This is a genomic window from Methylobacterium sp. ap11, assembly GCF_900110515.1.
GTDB classification, from domain to species: domain Bacteria; phylum Pseudomonadota; class Alphaproteobacteria; order Rhizobiales; family Beijerinckiaceae; genus Methylobacterium; species Methylobacterium ajmalii.
Window position 1 is genome coordinate 63,785 of record NZ_FOEB01000028.1, and the last position, 14,756, is coordinate 78,540.

Annotated in this window: 14 protein-coding genes; 4 read left to right on the forward strand and 10 right to left on the reverse strand. The window is 72.6% G+C overall.

What is annotated here, in order from left to right:
- Nucleotides 1-133 precede the first annotated feature (133 nt).
- The 4 genes from BMX97_RS27900 to BMX97_RS27915 all read right to left on the reverse strand — a co-directional run bounded on the left by BMX97_RS27900 (nt 134) and on the right by BMX97_RS27915 (nt 6,101).
- Nucleotides 134-559 (reverse strand): Ros/MucR family transcriptional regulator, encoded by a 426-nt coding sequence (locus tag BMX97_RS27900; RefSeq protein ID WP_091754451.1) that lies wholly within the window; start codon nt 557-559, stop codon nt 134-136.
- Nucleotides 560-924: 365 nt separating this feature from the next.
- Complete coding sequence (locus BMX97_RS27905) at nt 925-1,905, reverse strand: cation diffusion facilitator family transporter (protein WP_091754426.1); 981 nt, start codon at nt 1,903-1,905, stop codon at nt 925-927.
- 145 nt (nt 1,906-2,050) lie between these two features.
- Nucleotides 2,051-5,044: a hybrid sensor histidine kinase/response regulator gene (locus BMX97_RS27910; protein WP_244538674.1), complete on the reverse strand. Its 2,994-nt coding sequence runs from the start codon at nt 5,042-5,044 to the stop codon at nt 2,051-2,053.
- A gap of 10 nt (nt 5,045-5,054) precedes the next feature.
- Nucleotides 5,055-6,101 carry an HD-GYP domain-containing protein gene (locus tag BMX97_RS27915; protein WP_091754427.1) on the reverse strand — a complete coding sequence of 349 codons (1,047 nt, stop codon included), beginning with the start codon at nt 6,099-6,101 and terminating at the stop codon, nt 5,055-5,057.
- 269 nt (nt 6,102-6,370) lie between these two features.
- Between BMX97_RS27915 and BMX97_RS27920 the strand changes: the two genes are divergently transcribed.
- Complete coding sequence (locus BMX97_RS27920) at nt 6,371-6,718, forward strand: DUF6481 family protein (protein WP_091754428.1); 348 nt, start codon at nt 6,371-6,373, stop codon at nt 6,716-6,718.
- A gap of 228 nt (nt 6,719-6,946) precedes the next feature.
- On the opposite strand, the gene BMX97_RS27925 is transcribed toward BMX97_RS27920, so the two are convergent.
- Nucleotides 6,947-7,444 carry a Ros/MucR family transcriptional regulator gene (locus BMX97_RS27925; protein ID WP_091754429.1) on the reverse strand — a complete coding sequence of 166 codons (498 nt, stop codon included), beginning with the start codon at nt 7,442-7,444 and terminating at the stop codon, nt 6,947-6,949.
- A 489-nt stretch (nt 7,445-7,933) separates the two neighbouring features.
- Complete coding sequence (locus tag BMX97_RS27930) at nt 7,934-8,518, reverse strand: DUF2147 domain-containing protein (RefSeq protein ID WP_091754453.1); 585 nt, start codon at nt 8,516-8,518, stop codon at nt 7,934-7,936.
- Between the two features lie 368 nt (nt 8,519-8,886).
- Between BMX97_RS27930 and BMX97_RS34270 the strand changes: the two genes are divergently transcribed.
- From BMX97_RS34270 to BMX97_RS27940, 3 genes are all read left to right on the forward strand, one after another.
- The gene (locus tag BMX97_RS34270; RefSeq protein WP_280142821.1) at nt 8,887-9,012 is read left to right on the forward strand and encodes a hypothetical protein; all 126 of its coding nucleotides are present in this window, start codon (nt 8,887-8,889) and stop codon (nt 9,010-9,012) included.
- A gap of 251 nt (nt 9,013-9,263) precedes the next feature.
- Nucleotides 9,264-11,087, forward strand: coding sequence for a cation:proton antiporter domain-containing protein (gene ybaL / locus BMX97_RS27935; RefSeq protein ID WP_091754430.1), 1,824 nt, complete (start codon nt 9,264-9,266; stop codon nt 11,085-11,087).
- A 133-nt stretch (nt 11,088-11,220) separates the two neighbouring features.
- Nucleotides 11,221-11,430: a hypothetical protein gene (locus tag BMX97_RS27940; RefSeq protein WP_091754431.1), complete on the forward strand. Its 210-nt coding sequence runs from the start codon at nt 11,221-11,223 to the stop codon at nt 11,428-11,430.
- A 137-nt stretch (nt 11,431-11,567) separates the two neighbouring features.
- Here BMX97_RS27940 and BMX97_RS27945 read toward each other — a convergent pair whose 3' ends face one another.
- From BMX97_RS27945 to BMX97_RS27960, 4 genes are all read right to left on the reverse strand, one after another.
- Nucleotides 11,568-11,825 (reverse strand): hypothetical protein, encoded by a 258-nt coding sequence (locus tag BMX97_RS27945; protein ID WP_091754432.1) that lies wholly within the window; start codon nt 11,823-11,825, stop codon nt 11,568-11,570.
- Between the two features lie 164 nt (nt 11,826-11,989).
- Complete coding sequence (locus BMX97_RS27950) at nt 11,990-12,769, reverse strand: MetQ/NlpA family ABC transporter substrate-binding protein (protein ID WP_091754433.1); 780 nt, start codon at nt 12,767-12,769, stop codon at nt 11,990-11,992.
- A gap of 54 nt (nt 12,770-12,823) precedes the next feature.
- Nucleotides 12,824-13,489: a methionine ABC transporter permease gene (locus BMX97_RS27955; RefSeq protein WP_091754434.1), complete on the reverse strand. Its 666-nt coding sequence runs from the start codon at nt 13,487-13,489 to the stop codon at nt 12,824-12,826.
- On the reverse strand, nt 13,479-14,657 hold the full coding sequence (locus BMX97_RS27960; protein WP_091754435.1) for a methionine ABC transporter ATP-binding protein: 1,179 nt from the start codon (nt 14,655-14,657) through the stop codon (nt 13,479-13,481). The genes BMX97_RS27955 and BMX97_RS27960 overlap by 11 nt, the downstream gene beginning before the upstream one ends.
- Between the last annotated feature and the right edge of the window lie 99 nt (nt 14,658-14,756).

Genomic DNA, 14,756 nt, shown 5'->3' on the forward strand with positions numbered 1-14,756 from the left:
CGGGAGGCCGTCCTCCCGCATTCGCCCCGCCGGGCCCCTCGAGGATCCGCAAGAAAAAGCCTGCCGGGCCTCGAGGCCCGGCAGGCTTCGTCGTTTCGGGGCGGCGGACGGAAGTTCGTCCGCCTGCGCGGTCTTACCGCCCGCGGTTCTTGCGCTGCTGGCCGAGGCCGGAGCTCTTGGCGAGCTCGGAGCGCTGGGCGGCGTAGGTCGCGGCGACCATCGGGTAGTCGTGCGGCAGGCCCCACTTCTGACGGTACTGGTCCGGGGACAGCCCGCGGGTGGTCAGGTGCCGCTTGAGCGACTTGTAGGGCTTACCGTCCTCGAGCGAGATGATGTAGTCCGGCGTGACGGTCTTGCGGATCGGCACCGGCGGCGTGGGCTTCTCGGGCTCGGGGGCCGGCGGAGCGGCGACGCGCTCGAGCGAGCCGTGGACGGCCGCGATGAGGCTTCCCAGCTCTCCGACCGGAACCGAATTCTTCGACACGTAGGCCGACACGATATCGGCCGTGAGCATGACGAGTTCGCCCGGCTCCTGGTCGTGAGTTTCCACGTCTGACATCATAGGGTTTCCGCTTCGAGAGTGTGATGGACGGCAGCGTTGGAGCAGGCCGGTCCGGGTCCGCACCGCCACTCGGTCTTCTCGGGAGCCGTTGCGCACGAGGCCCTCACAGGGCCATGGCCGATCCCACAGAATCGTTGGCGATTCTTTCGCGCAATCGCAAGCTGGCATCAGCAACGCGGCGATGAAATCAGGTAGTTCCTGTGGATTTCATACAGATACAATCAATTGTAATATACTCAAGGTTGCAAAACGCGACTTGAATTCGCGGATAATTGCATAAACATCAACCGAGCGTCGTGTCGATCGAGCGACAGCTCTGTCGCCGGCCCGGATGCGCGCGGGCGCCCGGGCCGGCCTCGCGCTCACGCCGCCGGGACGGGCGACGGGCGCTCCGCCGGGCTGGCGGCGGCATGACGGGCTTGGATCTCGATGAAGACGCGCCGGACCTTGGGGCTCCGGGCCTTCATCCGCGCCTCGAGCTGGCTGACCAGCCGCTCGATCTCGCCGCCGGTGAGCCGGTCGTCGATGTCGAGGCTGACATTGACCAGGATGTCGGCCGGCCCGAGATGCTGGGTCAGCACCTCGTTGACGTGGTTCACGCCCGGCTCGGAGCGCACGATCTCGTGGATCGCCCCGACCAGCTCGGGCTCCGCCGCCTCGCCGACGAGGAGGCCGTGTGTCTCGATCATCAGGAAGATCGCCATGCCGATCAGGATCAGGCCGATCACGATCGAGGCGATGCCGTCGTAGGCGGGCTGGTCTAGGGTCTCGGCCAGAACCACGCCGCCGATCGCGACGACGAGGCCGGTCAGCGCCGCCACGTCCTCGACCAGCACGGTGAACAGGGCCGGGTCCTTGCTGCGGCGGATCGCGGTGACCGGCGGCAGCTTGCCCTTCTCGCCCCAGAACGCCTTGAGCGCGACGAAGCAGGAATACCCCTCCGCCGCGACCGCGAAGCCGAGGATCGCCAGGTTGACGACGTAGCCCGGAATGGTGCGGCCGAGGATCACCGCGTCGGCGGCGGGCTCGGGGTGCTGGAGCTTGTGGATGCCCTCGTAGACCGCGAAGGCGCCGCCGCCGAGGAAGATCAGCAAGGCGACCAGGAAGGCGTAGAAATACACCTCGCGGCCGTAGCCGAACGGGAACCGGGCGTCGGCCGGACGCTGCGCCCGCTTGAGGCCGACGAGGAGCAGGATCTGGTTGGCGGTGTCCACCACCGAGTGGACGCCCTCGGCCAGCATCGCGCTGCTGCCGGTGAAGAAGGCGCCGACGAACTTCGCCACGGCGATCGCCAGGTTGGCGCCCGCGGCGGTGTAGATGGCGCCGCTGCTCTCGTGGGCCATGGTCGTCTCGCGCTCCTCGGGGCTGGTTCCGCATCGGGACGGCCGCCGACCCGCATCGAGCGTGGCCGTGGCCGGCCACACGGTAACGCTGCGGGATGCCGGAAGGGTCCGGCCGGTCGCACGCCGAAGGATCGCGGGGCGCGGGTCAGGCCGCGTCGCGCAGGGCCGGCGCCGGGGCCGGCAGATCGAAGTGCCCGTAGAGCGCCGCGATGCTCGCCGCGAGCAGGCCGTCGAGCGGCGCCAGCGCCACCTCGTCGGGGGGCCGTCCCTCGACCCGCGCCGCGTGCTCGATGTCGCGCAGGTGCGCGGCGAGCGCGGCGGCGCCGACGTTGAGGCTCATCGACTTGAGCCCGTGGGCGGCCCGGGCGGCGGCCTCGGCGTCGTCGCCCGCCGCCCTGAGGGCGGACAGCCCGTCGGGGCCGTGGGCCGAGAACAGCCCGAGCACCCGCTCGACGAAGGCCGAGCCGGAGCCCTCCGCCATCTCGGCGAGGCTCGCGACGGTATCGGGATCGAGGAGCGCGGCGGGCGCGCCTGCGGGCTCCGTCCCGGGAGCGGGCTCCGTCCCGGCGGCATCGGTGGCCGTCCCGGCCTCCCCGAGCGCGGCCGCGAGGGTGCGGGCGAGGTCGGTGAGCGTGAAGGGCTTGAGCAGCACGCCGTCCATCCCGGCCTCGCGCCAGGCCTCGGCCGCGGTGCCCACCACATGGGCGGTCGCCGCCACGATGGCGGTGCGGCGGGACCCTTGCGCCGCCTCCCATTGCCGGATCGCCCGGGCGGCGTCGAAGCCGTCGAGGACCGGCATGCTGCCGTCCATCAGGATGAGGTCGAAGGCATTCTCGCGCGCCGCCTCGAGGGCACGGTACCCGTCCTCCACGGTGACGACGCGGGTGACGCCGAGGCGGCCGAGCGCCTCGACCGCGACCTCGCGGTTGACCGGGTTGTCGTCGGCCACCAGCACCCGGGCGTGGGGGTAGCGCGGCAGGGCCGCGACCGGACCGGCCTCGGCGCCGATTCCCGCGAAGGCGCCGCCGGTGGCGAGCGCGGCGAGTGCCGGGCGCCACTCGGCCTGGGCGAGCGGCCAGCGCAGCAGGGCGTCGGCGAGGCCGGAGGAGAGCACCGCGGCCCCGCTCGGCTCGCCCATCGGCGCCAGCGCCACGACGCGGCCGGCCCCGGCCGGGCGACGGCCGGCCCGGGCGAGGGCGGCGGCCTCGACGAGGTGGTGGGCGCCCTCCCCCGTCGCGGCCGAGGGGGCTTGCGGCACGAAGCCGGCCGCCCGCAGGCCCGCCGCGAGGGCGGTGCCGGTGGCGCTCCCCGACACCGCGACGACGACCGCCGAGGCGACGTCCGGCGCCCGCGCCGCCGGCTCGGCCGCGGCGAGGACGTCGAGCGGGATCTCGGCCCAGAAGGTCGAGCCGCGGCCGACCTCGCTCTCGACCCCGATCCGCCCGCCCATCGCGGCGACGAGGCGCTCGGCGATCGACAGGCCGAGCCCGGTGCCGCCGAAGCGCCGGGTGGTCGAGCCGTCGGCCTGCGAGAAGGCGGAGAAGATCGTCGGCAGGGTCTCGGCCGGGATGCCGATGCCGGTATCGGTGACGCTGAGCCGCAGGGCGGCCCCGGCCGCCCGGGTCTCGAGGCGGACGAGGACGTGGCCCGATTCGGTGAACTTGAGGGCGTTGTTGACGAAGTTGCCGAGGACCTGGCCGAGGCGCACCGGATCGCCCGCGATCGAGAGCGGCACGTCGGCGGCCACGACCGCCGCGAGGTCGAGGTTCTTGGCCCGCGCCCGCTCGCCGAACAGGGTGACGACCGTGTCGGCGACCTCGGCCGGGTCGAGGGCGATGCGCTCGAGCGTGAGCTTGCCGGCCTCCACCTTGGCGAAGTCCAGGATGTCGTTGATGATCGCCAGCAGGCTCTGGCCGGAGCGGGCGATCACCTCGGCGTAGCGGCGCTGGCGCGCCGGCAGCTCGGCGGCGGCCAGCAGTTCGGCCATCACCAGCATGCCGTTCATCGGCGTGCGAATCTCGTGGCTCATGGTGGCGAGGAACGACGACTTGGCGCTGTTGGCGGCCTCCGCCGCCTCCTTGGCCTCGCTGAGATCCTGGGTGCGGTCGCTCACCTCCTGCTCCAGCCGGGCCTGGTGGTCGAGCAGGCGGTCGTCGCGCTCGCGCACCGTGTCGAGGAGCCCGTTGAAGCTGGTGGCCAGCCGGCCGACCTCGTCGTCGGCGATGTCCGGGATCGCGGCCCGGCGGCCGTAATCGTGGTTCTCCCGCACCGCATCCATGGTGCGGGCGAGCGCGGTGAGCGGCCGCGTCAGGGTGCGGCCGAGGCGCCAGGCCACCGCGAACCCGACCGCCATGGCGAGCGCCGCCGCCAGGAGGCCGTTGCGCACGACGCCGAGGAGGCGGTCGGCGAGCTCGGAGGCGTTGGCGATCAGGGTCACGCGGCCGACGACCCGGGTGTTCTCGACGACCGGGACGCTGACCTTGGCGGTGTAGACGAACAGCAGCTGGAACGGGCTGAAGCCGCCGTCGTCGAGGTCGATGTCGTCGGCGAGCCGCAGGCCGCTGCCCTGCTCGGCCAGCACCGAGCCGTCGGGACGGGTCAGCCCGGCATAGACGACGCCCCTCACCTCCCGGATCGCCCGCAGGGCCGCGTGCGCGCCGGCCACGTCGTCGGCCGCGGCCGCGCCGGCGGCGGCGGCCGCGAACACGCCGGCGAGGTCGGTCAGCGCCCGGCGGGTGTCGGCGGCGTAGCGGTTGGTCTCCTGCCAGCCGCCGATCACCGTGCCGGCGGCAAGCGCGACGATCACCGCGCCGAGCACCGCCCGGCCGAGGCGCACCGCCAGGCTACGGGTGCTGCGCCCCCGGGACGCCGGGGCCTCAACCGGCCCCTTGGTATGACCTTTTGCCTGCCCGGACCGGGGCGTGGCCGCCGGCGCGAGGCCCGCAGCGTCGCGGCGCCGGCCGAGCCGGAAGCGGCCGCCGGACGCGGAGGATGCTTTGGTTACCGGGCGGTCGGCCGGGCGCTCCGGCGCCGGCGCGCCCATCTCCTCGGCGGGGCGGATCAGCCGGGCGCGCAGGTCCCGGTTCTGGCCCGGTCCGGGATTCGCCAGTTCCATGGTCTCCCCCGCCCCGTCGCTCACCGCCCCCACCTCACGCGGCCCGGCTCGCGGCCTGGCCGACGAGGTCGGCGACGGCGTCCCACCGGGACAGGAAGGCCTCGACCACCGCCGGGTCGAAATGCGCGCCGGACTCCCGCAGCAGGAAGGCGTGGGCGGCCTCGAGGGTCCAGGCGCGCTTGTAGGGCCGGTCGCTCGTCAGGGCGTCGAACACGTCCGCCACGGCGACGATGCGGCCGGCCAGCGGGATACTGGTTCCGGCAAGGCCGCTGGGATAGCCCGCGCCGTCCCAGCGCTCGTGGTGGCTGACCGCGATCTCGGCGGCGAGGCGCACAACGTCGGACGAGCTGTTGGCGAGGATCCGGGCGCCGCGCTCGGCGTGGCGCTCCATCTCCCGCCGCTCCTCGGCACTCAGGGGGCCGGGCTTGAGCAGGATCGCGTCGGGAATCGCGATCTTGCCGACGTCGTGCATCGTCGAGGCGAGGCTGATCAGCCGGCACTGGTCGGGCGGCAGGCCGAGGGCCTCGGCGATGAGCACGGTGTAGTTCGCCACCCGGGCGACGTGGTCGCCGGTATCGGTGTCGCGGTGCTCGGCGGCGCGCATCAGCACGGTGACGATCTCGCGCTCGCGCGCCTCGACCAGGGCGACGGCCGCCGCGACCTCCTCGGCGAGCCGAGCCGATTGCGCCGCCTCGGCCTTGTGGGCACGGCGCAGGGCCAGCAGGTTGGTGACGCGGGCCCGGATCTCGACCGGGTCGACGGGCTTGTTGACGAAGTCGGTGGCGCCGGCCTCCAGGGCGGCGCGGCGCAGGGCGCGCTGGTCGAAGCTCGTCACCATGACGATCGGCACGTGGGCGAAGCCCGGCAGCGCCCGCAAGCCCCGGATCACCGCGAGGCCGTCCATGCCCGGCATCTCGTAATCGGTCAGGACGATGCCGATCTCGTCGGCATGGGCCGCCGCGCAGGCCAGGGCGTCGGCCGGCCGCGTGAAGCTCTCGGGCCGGCATCCCGCGATCGGCCGCAGCGCCTCGAGCATCAGCAGGTTGTTCAACTCCGCATCGTCGAGGACGATCGCACGCATGAGGTCTCCTCCGGCGAGAGCTCGCCCCCGCCCCGCCACGGTGCCGGGGAAACCTTGACAACTCACCCCCCGGGGGGCGGCGTTTTCGCGCGATCGGGCGGCGATCCGCCGGTTTGCGACGTCAGAGGCTTTGAAAACCGGGCGCGAGCGGCGTAGAGCACGTGCGGCGGCCCCGCGACCCCGGAGCGGCGGCTGGACAGCCCCTCACACTTCCCGGCGCGGCACGAGACGGGCGCGCCTTCGCACGCAGGACAGACGAGACCAACACGATGGCCGGCTTCAAGGACCAGAACTTCAACGACCGGCGGAGCACGTCCGCGGACGCGAAGAAGGCCCTGCTGGAGAGGTTCCGGGCCCGGCCCGCCGCCGACGACCCGGAGATCCAGGCGCGCTTGGCGGAGCGCCAGAAGATCGCCGAGGCCCGCGCCGCCCGCACCGCCGAGCGCGAGGCCGCCAAGCAGGCCGAGGCCGAGCGCCGCGCCGCCGAGGAGGCCGAGGCCAAGGCCCTGGCCGAGCGCGAGGCCGCCGAGGCGGCGGAGCGCGAGGCGGCCATGGAGATCGAGCGCAAGGCGGCCCGCGACGCCCGCTACGCCGCCCGCAAGGCGCGCCGCAAGTAAGCGCCGCCCGGACACGCATACGGCCGCCCCGAGGGACGGCCGCCGACTTCTTCTCCACCCGCCGGGATCGCTTCCGGCGGGTTTTTCGTGCGCTCGCGCCTCATGCGGTTCCCGAGCGCTCGCCCGGCGATGGCTGCGCAATCGCAGCGCGACGCGGAGGCCGGCTCCGCTCCGGCGCCGCGCGGGCGGGTGATGCCGTCTCCGGACGCGATCTTCCGGAGAACGGGATCACTCGCCCTTGCGCGGACGGCCCCGGCGGGGCGCGCCCGACCCGGTCTCGCCGGCGCTCTCGGCCGCGAGACGGGCCGCCGCCGCGCGGTCGCGCCGGATCTGGCCGAGGCCGAGGGTCTTGGCGAGCTCGGAGCGCTGGGCGGCGTAGGTCGCGGCGACCATCGGGTAGTCGTGCGGCAGGCCCCACTTCTGGCGGTACTGGTCCGGGGACAGCCCGCGGGTGGTCAGGTGCCGCTTGAGCGACTTGTAGGGCTTGCCGTCCTCGAGCGAGATGATGTGGTCCGCCGTGACGGTCTTGCGGATCGGCACCGGCGGCGTGGGCTTCTCGGGCTCGGGGGCCGGCGGGGCGGCGACGCGCTCGAGCGAGGCATGGACGGCCGCGATCAGGTTCGCGAGCTCTCCGACCGGAACCGAATTCTTCGACACGTAGGCCGACACGATATCGGCCGAGAGATTGATCAGGTGCGAGGTCGGCGCCAGTTCGTCAGTGCTCATGAAGCTCCCCCTTTTTGAAAAACTTCTTTGCACATGTCGCCAAATTTCCTAACAGTCAATGAAAATTTTGATTTCGGAGTAGATTGTAACGGATAAGCGGGCCGTCGACACATTTTCCAGGGTGTCGCTGCTGATGAAAACGGTGCTTCATTGCCAATGGGCGGTTGTATATCGAACGATTGCTCGTCGGTTGGTACTGGCACTGACACGGTCGGGCGAGGCGAAGCGGATCCCGCATATCCGTGACAGGAAGACAGTTTCGCCGACAAGATTCCTGTAAGATTAATACTATCGGTTGCAATCCGTGCCGGCGAACCCGTCCGGCAGTGGCATCGGCGCACCGACGAAGGTCGGGCCCAAAATACAACTATAAGGCGTATTTGCTGCAGCCGGCCGCCGGCACGAAAAAAGGGCACTCGCCGGGTCCGGCGGGTGCCCTCGGGCCGCCTTGCGGCGGCGGGGGAAGCGGCGCGCGGGCGCGCGCCGCGGTCAGGGCTTCGGCGCGGAGGCCGGGGTCGCGGGCTTGCCGGCCGCCGGGGCGGGACCGGCGGCCTTCGGGGCCGCGGCCCATTCGGGATCGGGCCGCGGGCCGTTCGGCGCGCCGGTCGCGGCGGTGAGCTGGCCCGCCGCGGTGTCGTTGGCGCGGGTCCAGGTCTGCGAGCCGCACAGGAAGCCCATCAGGCAGCCGCGGACGTTGAGCTCGCCGGCCTCCTCGGTCCAGATCGTGACGTCGTAGAGCTTGCCGTCGTCGGCGTTGTAGATCTGGCCCTCGTAGCGGTTATCCGCGTTGGGCTTGAGGCCCATGATGAGCTGGTGGCCGAGGGCCGGCCGGCCGCGCTTCTTGGCGTCGACGTTCTTGAAGTCGACCCGCGGCTGGCCCTTGTCGTCGTTGGGGGTCTTCAGCCAGACGGCGTAGCCGCAGACCCGGTCGGTGCGGCTCGGGCACTTCTCGATCCGGATGCGGGCGCGACCGTCCTCGGTCAGCCAAGTCCCGCTCGGGTCTTTGGGGGAGGCGAGCGCCCCCGCCGAGGACAGGCCGAGGGCCACGAGCGCCCCGGTCAGGACCTTCTTCATCTTGTACATCCTCGTCTGGCGGCGTGGTCCGCCCATACCGTGATCCGTCGCTGATGCCGCATCGCGCGGCCGGATGCCAGAGGCCGGCCCATTGCGTCGGAATCGTGGGCGGCCGGGACGGACATGCTGCCTCACGGCGGGATGTCACATGGCCGGCCGCTCCTGCGGCGAGCTAGAGCAGCGACGCCGGGCGGCAACCCGCCCGGACCGAACACCGCCGAATTCGACCATCGCGATCCCGATCCCCGCGATGTCGAACCCGGCTGTTTCGACATCTGCGACCTCGATTGCCGCGATTTCGACTGCCGCGCCGCGGCGTCCCGCATCACCGCCAGGGCTGCCGCATGTTCACGACCGAGCTTCTCGTGATGACCTCCGCCACCCTCGGGGCGATCGTCATCGTGTTCGCCGCCCGGCCGGGCGTCAGCCTGCGCGCGAGCCTGCCGCGGCTGCCCCGCGCCGTCGGTGCCGCCCGCCGCCCCGCCGGGCGCTAGAGACCGGCGCCGGCCGGGCCTCGGGCGGGGGTCTTGTGGGAGGGGCTTGCAGGAGGGTCTTGCAGGAGGGTCTTGCAGGAGGGTCTTGCACGGGAGCCTCGGGCGGACGCCGCCCCCCGTCCGGGAATAGCGGGGAGAGCGGCCGGTTTTTCGTGCGGTGCAGCACCGCGGGAACCGGCAAAGGCTGCTAGACTTCGGGATATCGAATGCCGCGCCCTCGCGGCGCCCCGCCCCGAGGAGCCTTCCCGACCGTGCCGCACGCCTCCGAGCTGATCGCCATCATCGCCCTCGGGCTCGTCTTCGCGTTCGTCGGCGGCATGCTCGCGCAGCGTCTGAAGCTGCCGCCCCTGGTCGGATACCTGCTCGCCGGCGTCGCGGTCGGCCCGCACACGCCGGGCTTCGTCGGCAACGCGGAGCTGGCCGTGCAACTCGCCGAGATCGGCGTCATCCTGCTGATGTTCGGCGTCGGCCTGCACTTCTCGATCGGCGACCTGATGTCGGTGCGCGCCATCGCGCTGCCCGGCGCCGTGGTGCAGATCGCGGTCGCGACCGTGATGGGGCTGGCCTTGAGCTTCGCCTGGGGCTGGGGGCTGGGCGCCGGCCTCGTCTTCGGCCTCGCCCTCTCGGTCGCCTCGACGGTGGTGCTGCTGCGGGCGCTGGAGGAACGCGGGCTCCTCGATTCCGACAAGGGGCGCATCGCGGTCGGCTGGCTCATCGTCGAGGACCTCGCGATGGTGCTGGCGCTGGTGCTGCTGCCGGCGCTCGCCGGCCCGCTCGGCGGCGAGAGCGCCGGGGCGGCGCACGGCATCGCCGGCGACGGCAACATCTGGCTCACCCTGGGGCTCACCTTCGCCAAGGTGACGGCCTTCGCGGTGGTGATGCTGGCGGGCGGGCGCCGGGTGGTGCCGTGGATCCTCGACCAGGCCGCCCGCACCGGCTCGCGCGAATTGTTCACCCTGGCGGTGCTGGCGCTGGCCCTCGGCATCGCCTTCGGCTCGGCCGAGCTGTTCGGCGTCTCCTTCGCGCTCGGCGCCTTCTTCGCCGGCATGGTGCTCGCCGAATCCGACCTCAGCCACCAGGCCGCGGCGGATTCGCTGCCGCTGCAGGACGCCTTCGCGGTCCTGTTCTTCGTCTCGGTCGGCATGCTGTTCGACCCGACGATCCTCCTGCGCGAGCCGCTCGCCGTGCTCGCCACCCTGGCGATCATCCTGGTCGGCAAGTCGCTGGCCGCGGTGGCGATCGTGCTGGCCTTCCGCCACCCGTTGTCCACGGCGCTGACCATCGCGGCGAGCCTCGCCCAGATCGGCGAGTTCTCGTTCATCCTGGCAAGCCTCGGCATCGGCCTGAAGCTGCTGCCGCCGGAAGGGCGCGACCTGATCCTGGCCGGCTCGCTCCTCTCCATCACCCTCAACCCGCTGATCTTCGGTGCGCTCAGCCGCCTCGCCGGCTTCGTCGAGTCGCGCCCGGGCCTCGCCGCGCGGTTCGAGCGCGGCGGCGAGCGGATCGCGGTCTCCGCACACGCCAGGGGCCGGGAGGGGCACGCGGTGGTGGTCGGTTACGGCCGGGTCGGCGGCGCGATCGGCAAGGCGCTGGCGGCCTGGGAGCTGCCCTACGTGGTGGTCGAGCGCGACCGGCGCCGGGTCGAGGAGCTGCGCTCCGCCGGCATCCCGGCGGTGTTCGGCGATGCCGGCGCGCCCGGGATCCTCGACGCCGCCGATATCGGGCGGGCGCGCCTCCTCGTGGTGGCGAGCCCGAATTCGCACCAGGCCCGCCGCCTGATCGAGATCGCCCGCGAGGCCAACCCGGCCATCGACACGGTGGTGCGCACCCACAGCGACACCGAGCGGCGCAACCTCGAGGAGGAGAAGGTCGGCCTGGTGCTGATGGCCGAGCGCGAGGTCGGCTTCGGCATGGCGCTCTACGCCCTGCGCAGCCTCGGGCTCGGCGAGGGCGAGGCGCGGCTCTTCATCGACACCAGCCGGGCCGACAGCCGGGCCGAGCCCGTGGCGGAAGCCGAGCCCGAGCTCGGCGCCCCGGAGCTGCGGCCGCACCGCGAGGCGCCGGCGGAATCGTGAGGGCACCGCCACCCGGGGAGCCCGGGACCGGCGCCCGGCCGCGACGCGGCCGGGAGCGTGGCGTTGCGTCGTTCGGTCGGTTCACGTTCCACGTCGGCGCGTGTTATCCAGGACGGACGAGCACGATTCGCCCATGACGAGCCTGCGCAAGACCGCCCCCGCCCGCCCGGCCACGATCGCGGCAGCCACCCACGGCTACGCCGCGGCCCAGCGGCTGCGCCGGGCCGCCAACGACAACCGTCCCGTCCCCGGGCGGCAGCGGCACCTCGCCCTCGTCGCCGGGGCCTGGGTCGTCGGCCTGGTGGCGGCGGCCGTCGCCCTGTGGCGCACCGGGGGGTTCTGATCCGCCGGATGCCGGGAGGACGCCAAAAGCCTCCCCGCGATCCGTCGGCACTCGCCCAAAAGCAAGCGCGCCCGCCGGACGGGATGAACCGCCGGGCGAGCGCGCCGAAAAACCTTTGATCGCGTCGGACGGACGGATCAGCGGGCGTGGTGGTGACGGTGCATGCGGCGGTGCTTCATCATGCGCTTGTGGCGCATGGTCGGCTGCATGCTTTGGCGCGGGGCCATGCGCATGGCGGGAGCGCCACCCGGGGCACCCATCTCGCGCTGCACGCCGCCGAGGGGGCCGCCAGCCTGCGAGCCGGAATTGTTGTAGGGCGAGCCGCCCTGGGCGAAGGCCGGAGCGGCGGCGACGGTGAGGACTGCCGCGACCAGGCAGGACTTGAGGATGTTCATCGGGCACCTCGGGTAGGTCAGCCCGTCGAGTCGGGCCGTGATGAGAAGACGCGCACGGCCGCGTTTGGTTTCATGGCTCCGCTTGATTCAGTGTCGACCCTGTGGACGAGGGCCCGGCCACCGGCCGGGCCCCTCCCCCACGCGAGGCCTCGCGGGGCGCCGGCTCACCAGCTGGTGAGCACCGCGCCGCCGAATTTGCTCTCGATGAAGGCCTTCACCTCCGGCGAGCGGTAGGACTCGACCAGGGTCGCGACCCAGGGCTTGTCCTTGTCGATGCTGCGCACCGCGATCACGTTGACGTAGGGGCCCTTGGGCTCCTCCTTCAGGATCGCGTCGCCGGGCTTGAGGCCGGCCGCGGTGGCGTAGTTGGTGTTGACCGCCGCCGCATCGACGTCGTCGAGCGAGCGCGGGGTCTGGGCCGCGTCGACCTCGATGATGCGCAGGCGCTTCGGGTTCTCGGTGATGTCGGCGACGCTCGGCTTGAAGCCGACGCCCGGCTTCAGCTTGATCAGCCCCTTGTCCTGCAAGAGCAGCAGGGCGCGGCCGCCGTTGGTCGGATCGTTGGGGATCGCCACCGTGCCGCCGGCCGGCACCGCATCGAAGCTCTTGTGGCGCTTCGAGTAGACGCCCATCGGGAAGTTCACCGTCTGGGCGACGCTCTCGATCTTGTAGCCGCGATCGGCCTTCTGGTTGTCGAGATAGGGCTGGTGCTGGAACGAGTTGGCCTCGAGCTCGCCCGACGACAGCGCCTCGTTCGGCACGACGTAGTCCGAGAACTCGACGACCTTGAGGTCGAGGCCCTTCTTGGCGGCGATCGGCTTGACCGCCTCGAGGATCTGGGCGTGCGGGCCCGGCGTGACGCCGACGCGCACGCGCTGGCCCTGCGCGAGGGCGGGCAGGCTGACGGCGGTAAGGAGCACCGCCAGTGTGAGGGTACGCAGCATCGGGATCACGCTCCGGGAAGGTTCTGGAGAAGGGGAAGATTCTGGATAAAGGGGTCAGCCGTGGCGCAGGCGCTTGTTCATGCGCCGCGCCAGCCGGTCGCCGAGGGTCTGGACCAGCTGCACCAGGACGATCAGCACCACCACGACGGCGAGCATCATCTCGGGCATGAAGCGCTGGTAGCCGTAGCGGATGCCGAGGTCGCCCAGGCCCCCGCCGCCGACGGCGCCGACCATCGCGGAGAAGCCGATCAGCGACACCACCGCCAGGGTCAGGCCGAGCACGATGCCCGGCAGGGCCTCGGGGATCAGCACCTTGAGGACGATCTGCAGCGGGCTCGCCCCGAAGGCCCGGGCGGCCTCGACGAGGCCGCCATCGACCTCCCGCACCGCGCCCTCGACGAGGCGGGCGATGAAGGGGATCGCCGCGACGGTGAGCGGCACGGTGGCGGCGCTGGTGCCGATCGAGGTGCCGGCGATTGCCCGCGTGAACGGGATGATCGCCACCACCAGGATGATGAACGGCGTCGAGCGGGTGGCGTTGACGACGAGGCCGAGCACGCGGTTGGCCCAGGGCGCGGCCAGAAGCTCGCCGCGACCGCTGGTGGCGAGGAACACGCCGAGCGGTAGGCCGACCAGCGTGCCCAGCGAGGCCGCGACCGCCACCATCTGCAGCGTGTCGAGGGTGGCCTGGACGAGGAGGCGGGTCAGCTCAGGCGACATGCGAGGTGTCCGATGCGCCGGGCACGGCGGTCCGCTGCCAGCCGGCGAGGTCGAGGGTGCCGAGCAGCTCGACGTCGAGGCCGCGGGCGGCGAGGAACTCGGTCGCCCGGGTCACCGTGGCGGCATCGGGCGGGATCCCGACCACCAGGGTGCCGAACGGGCGGCCGGCGATCTCGTCGACCGTGCCCGACAGGATGCCGGCCGGGATGCCGACGTCGCGGGTGAGCTGGGCCAGCACCGGGTCGGTGGCGTGCGGGCCCCGGAAGGTGATGCGCAGGACCGCCTGCTTGCCCTCGCCCGCCCCGGGAAGGGCCGGGCCGGGCGTGAGGCGCGCGGCGAGCGCCGGCGGCAGGGTGCGGCCGGTCTCCTCGTCGAGGAAGGTGCGGGTGATCGCGGCTCTTGGCCGCGTGAAGACCTCGAACACGTCGCCGCTCTCGGCGATGCGGCCGCCGTCCAGCACCGCGACCTCGTGGGCGATCGACCGGATCACCGCCATCTCGTGGGTGATGAGCAGGATCGTCAGGCCGAGCTCGCGGTTGATCCGGCCGAGCAGGTCGAGGATCGAGCGGGTCGTCTCGGGATCGAGGGCCGAGGTCGCCTCGTCGGAGAGCAGCACCTTCGGGTTGGTGGCGAGCGCCCGCGCGATGCCGACGCGCTGCTTCTGCCCGCCGGACAGCTCCGCCGGGTAGCGGTCGGCCTGGGGCCCGAGCCCGACGAGGTCGAGGAGCTCCGCCACCCGGGCGCGGATCGCGCTCCGCTCGTAGCCCGCCACCTCGAGGGGCAGCGCGACGTTGCCGGCGGCGGTGCGGGCCGAGAGCAGGTTGAAGTGCTGGAAGATCATGCCGATGCCGCGGCGCTCCCGCCGCAGGGCGGATTCCGACAGGCTCGAGATCTCGGCCTCGCCGACGATCACCCGGCCGCGGCTCGGCCGCTCCAGCCCGTTGACGAGGCGGATCAGCGTCGACTTGCCGGCGCCCGAGCGGCCGATGACGCCGAGCACCCGGCCGCGCGGCACGGAGAGGTCGATGTCCTCGAGCGCCGCGACTGCGCCGGCGCCCCGGCGGGCGGTGTAGGTCTTGCCCACCCCTTCGAGGCGCACGAGGGCGTCGCGGGGATCGAGCCGGCCGCCCAGGTCCGCCGGCACCGGCACGCGGACGGGGGCCGTCACGGCGCGCGGGTCCGGGTGGGCGGGGAGACGGAAGCGGTCATCGGGGTCCTTCGGCGGGGCATCTGGTGGGCCGGCACAGAACCCCAGAACCGGACTTTC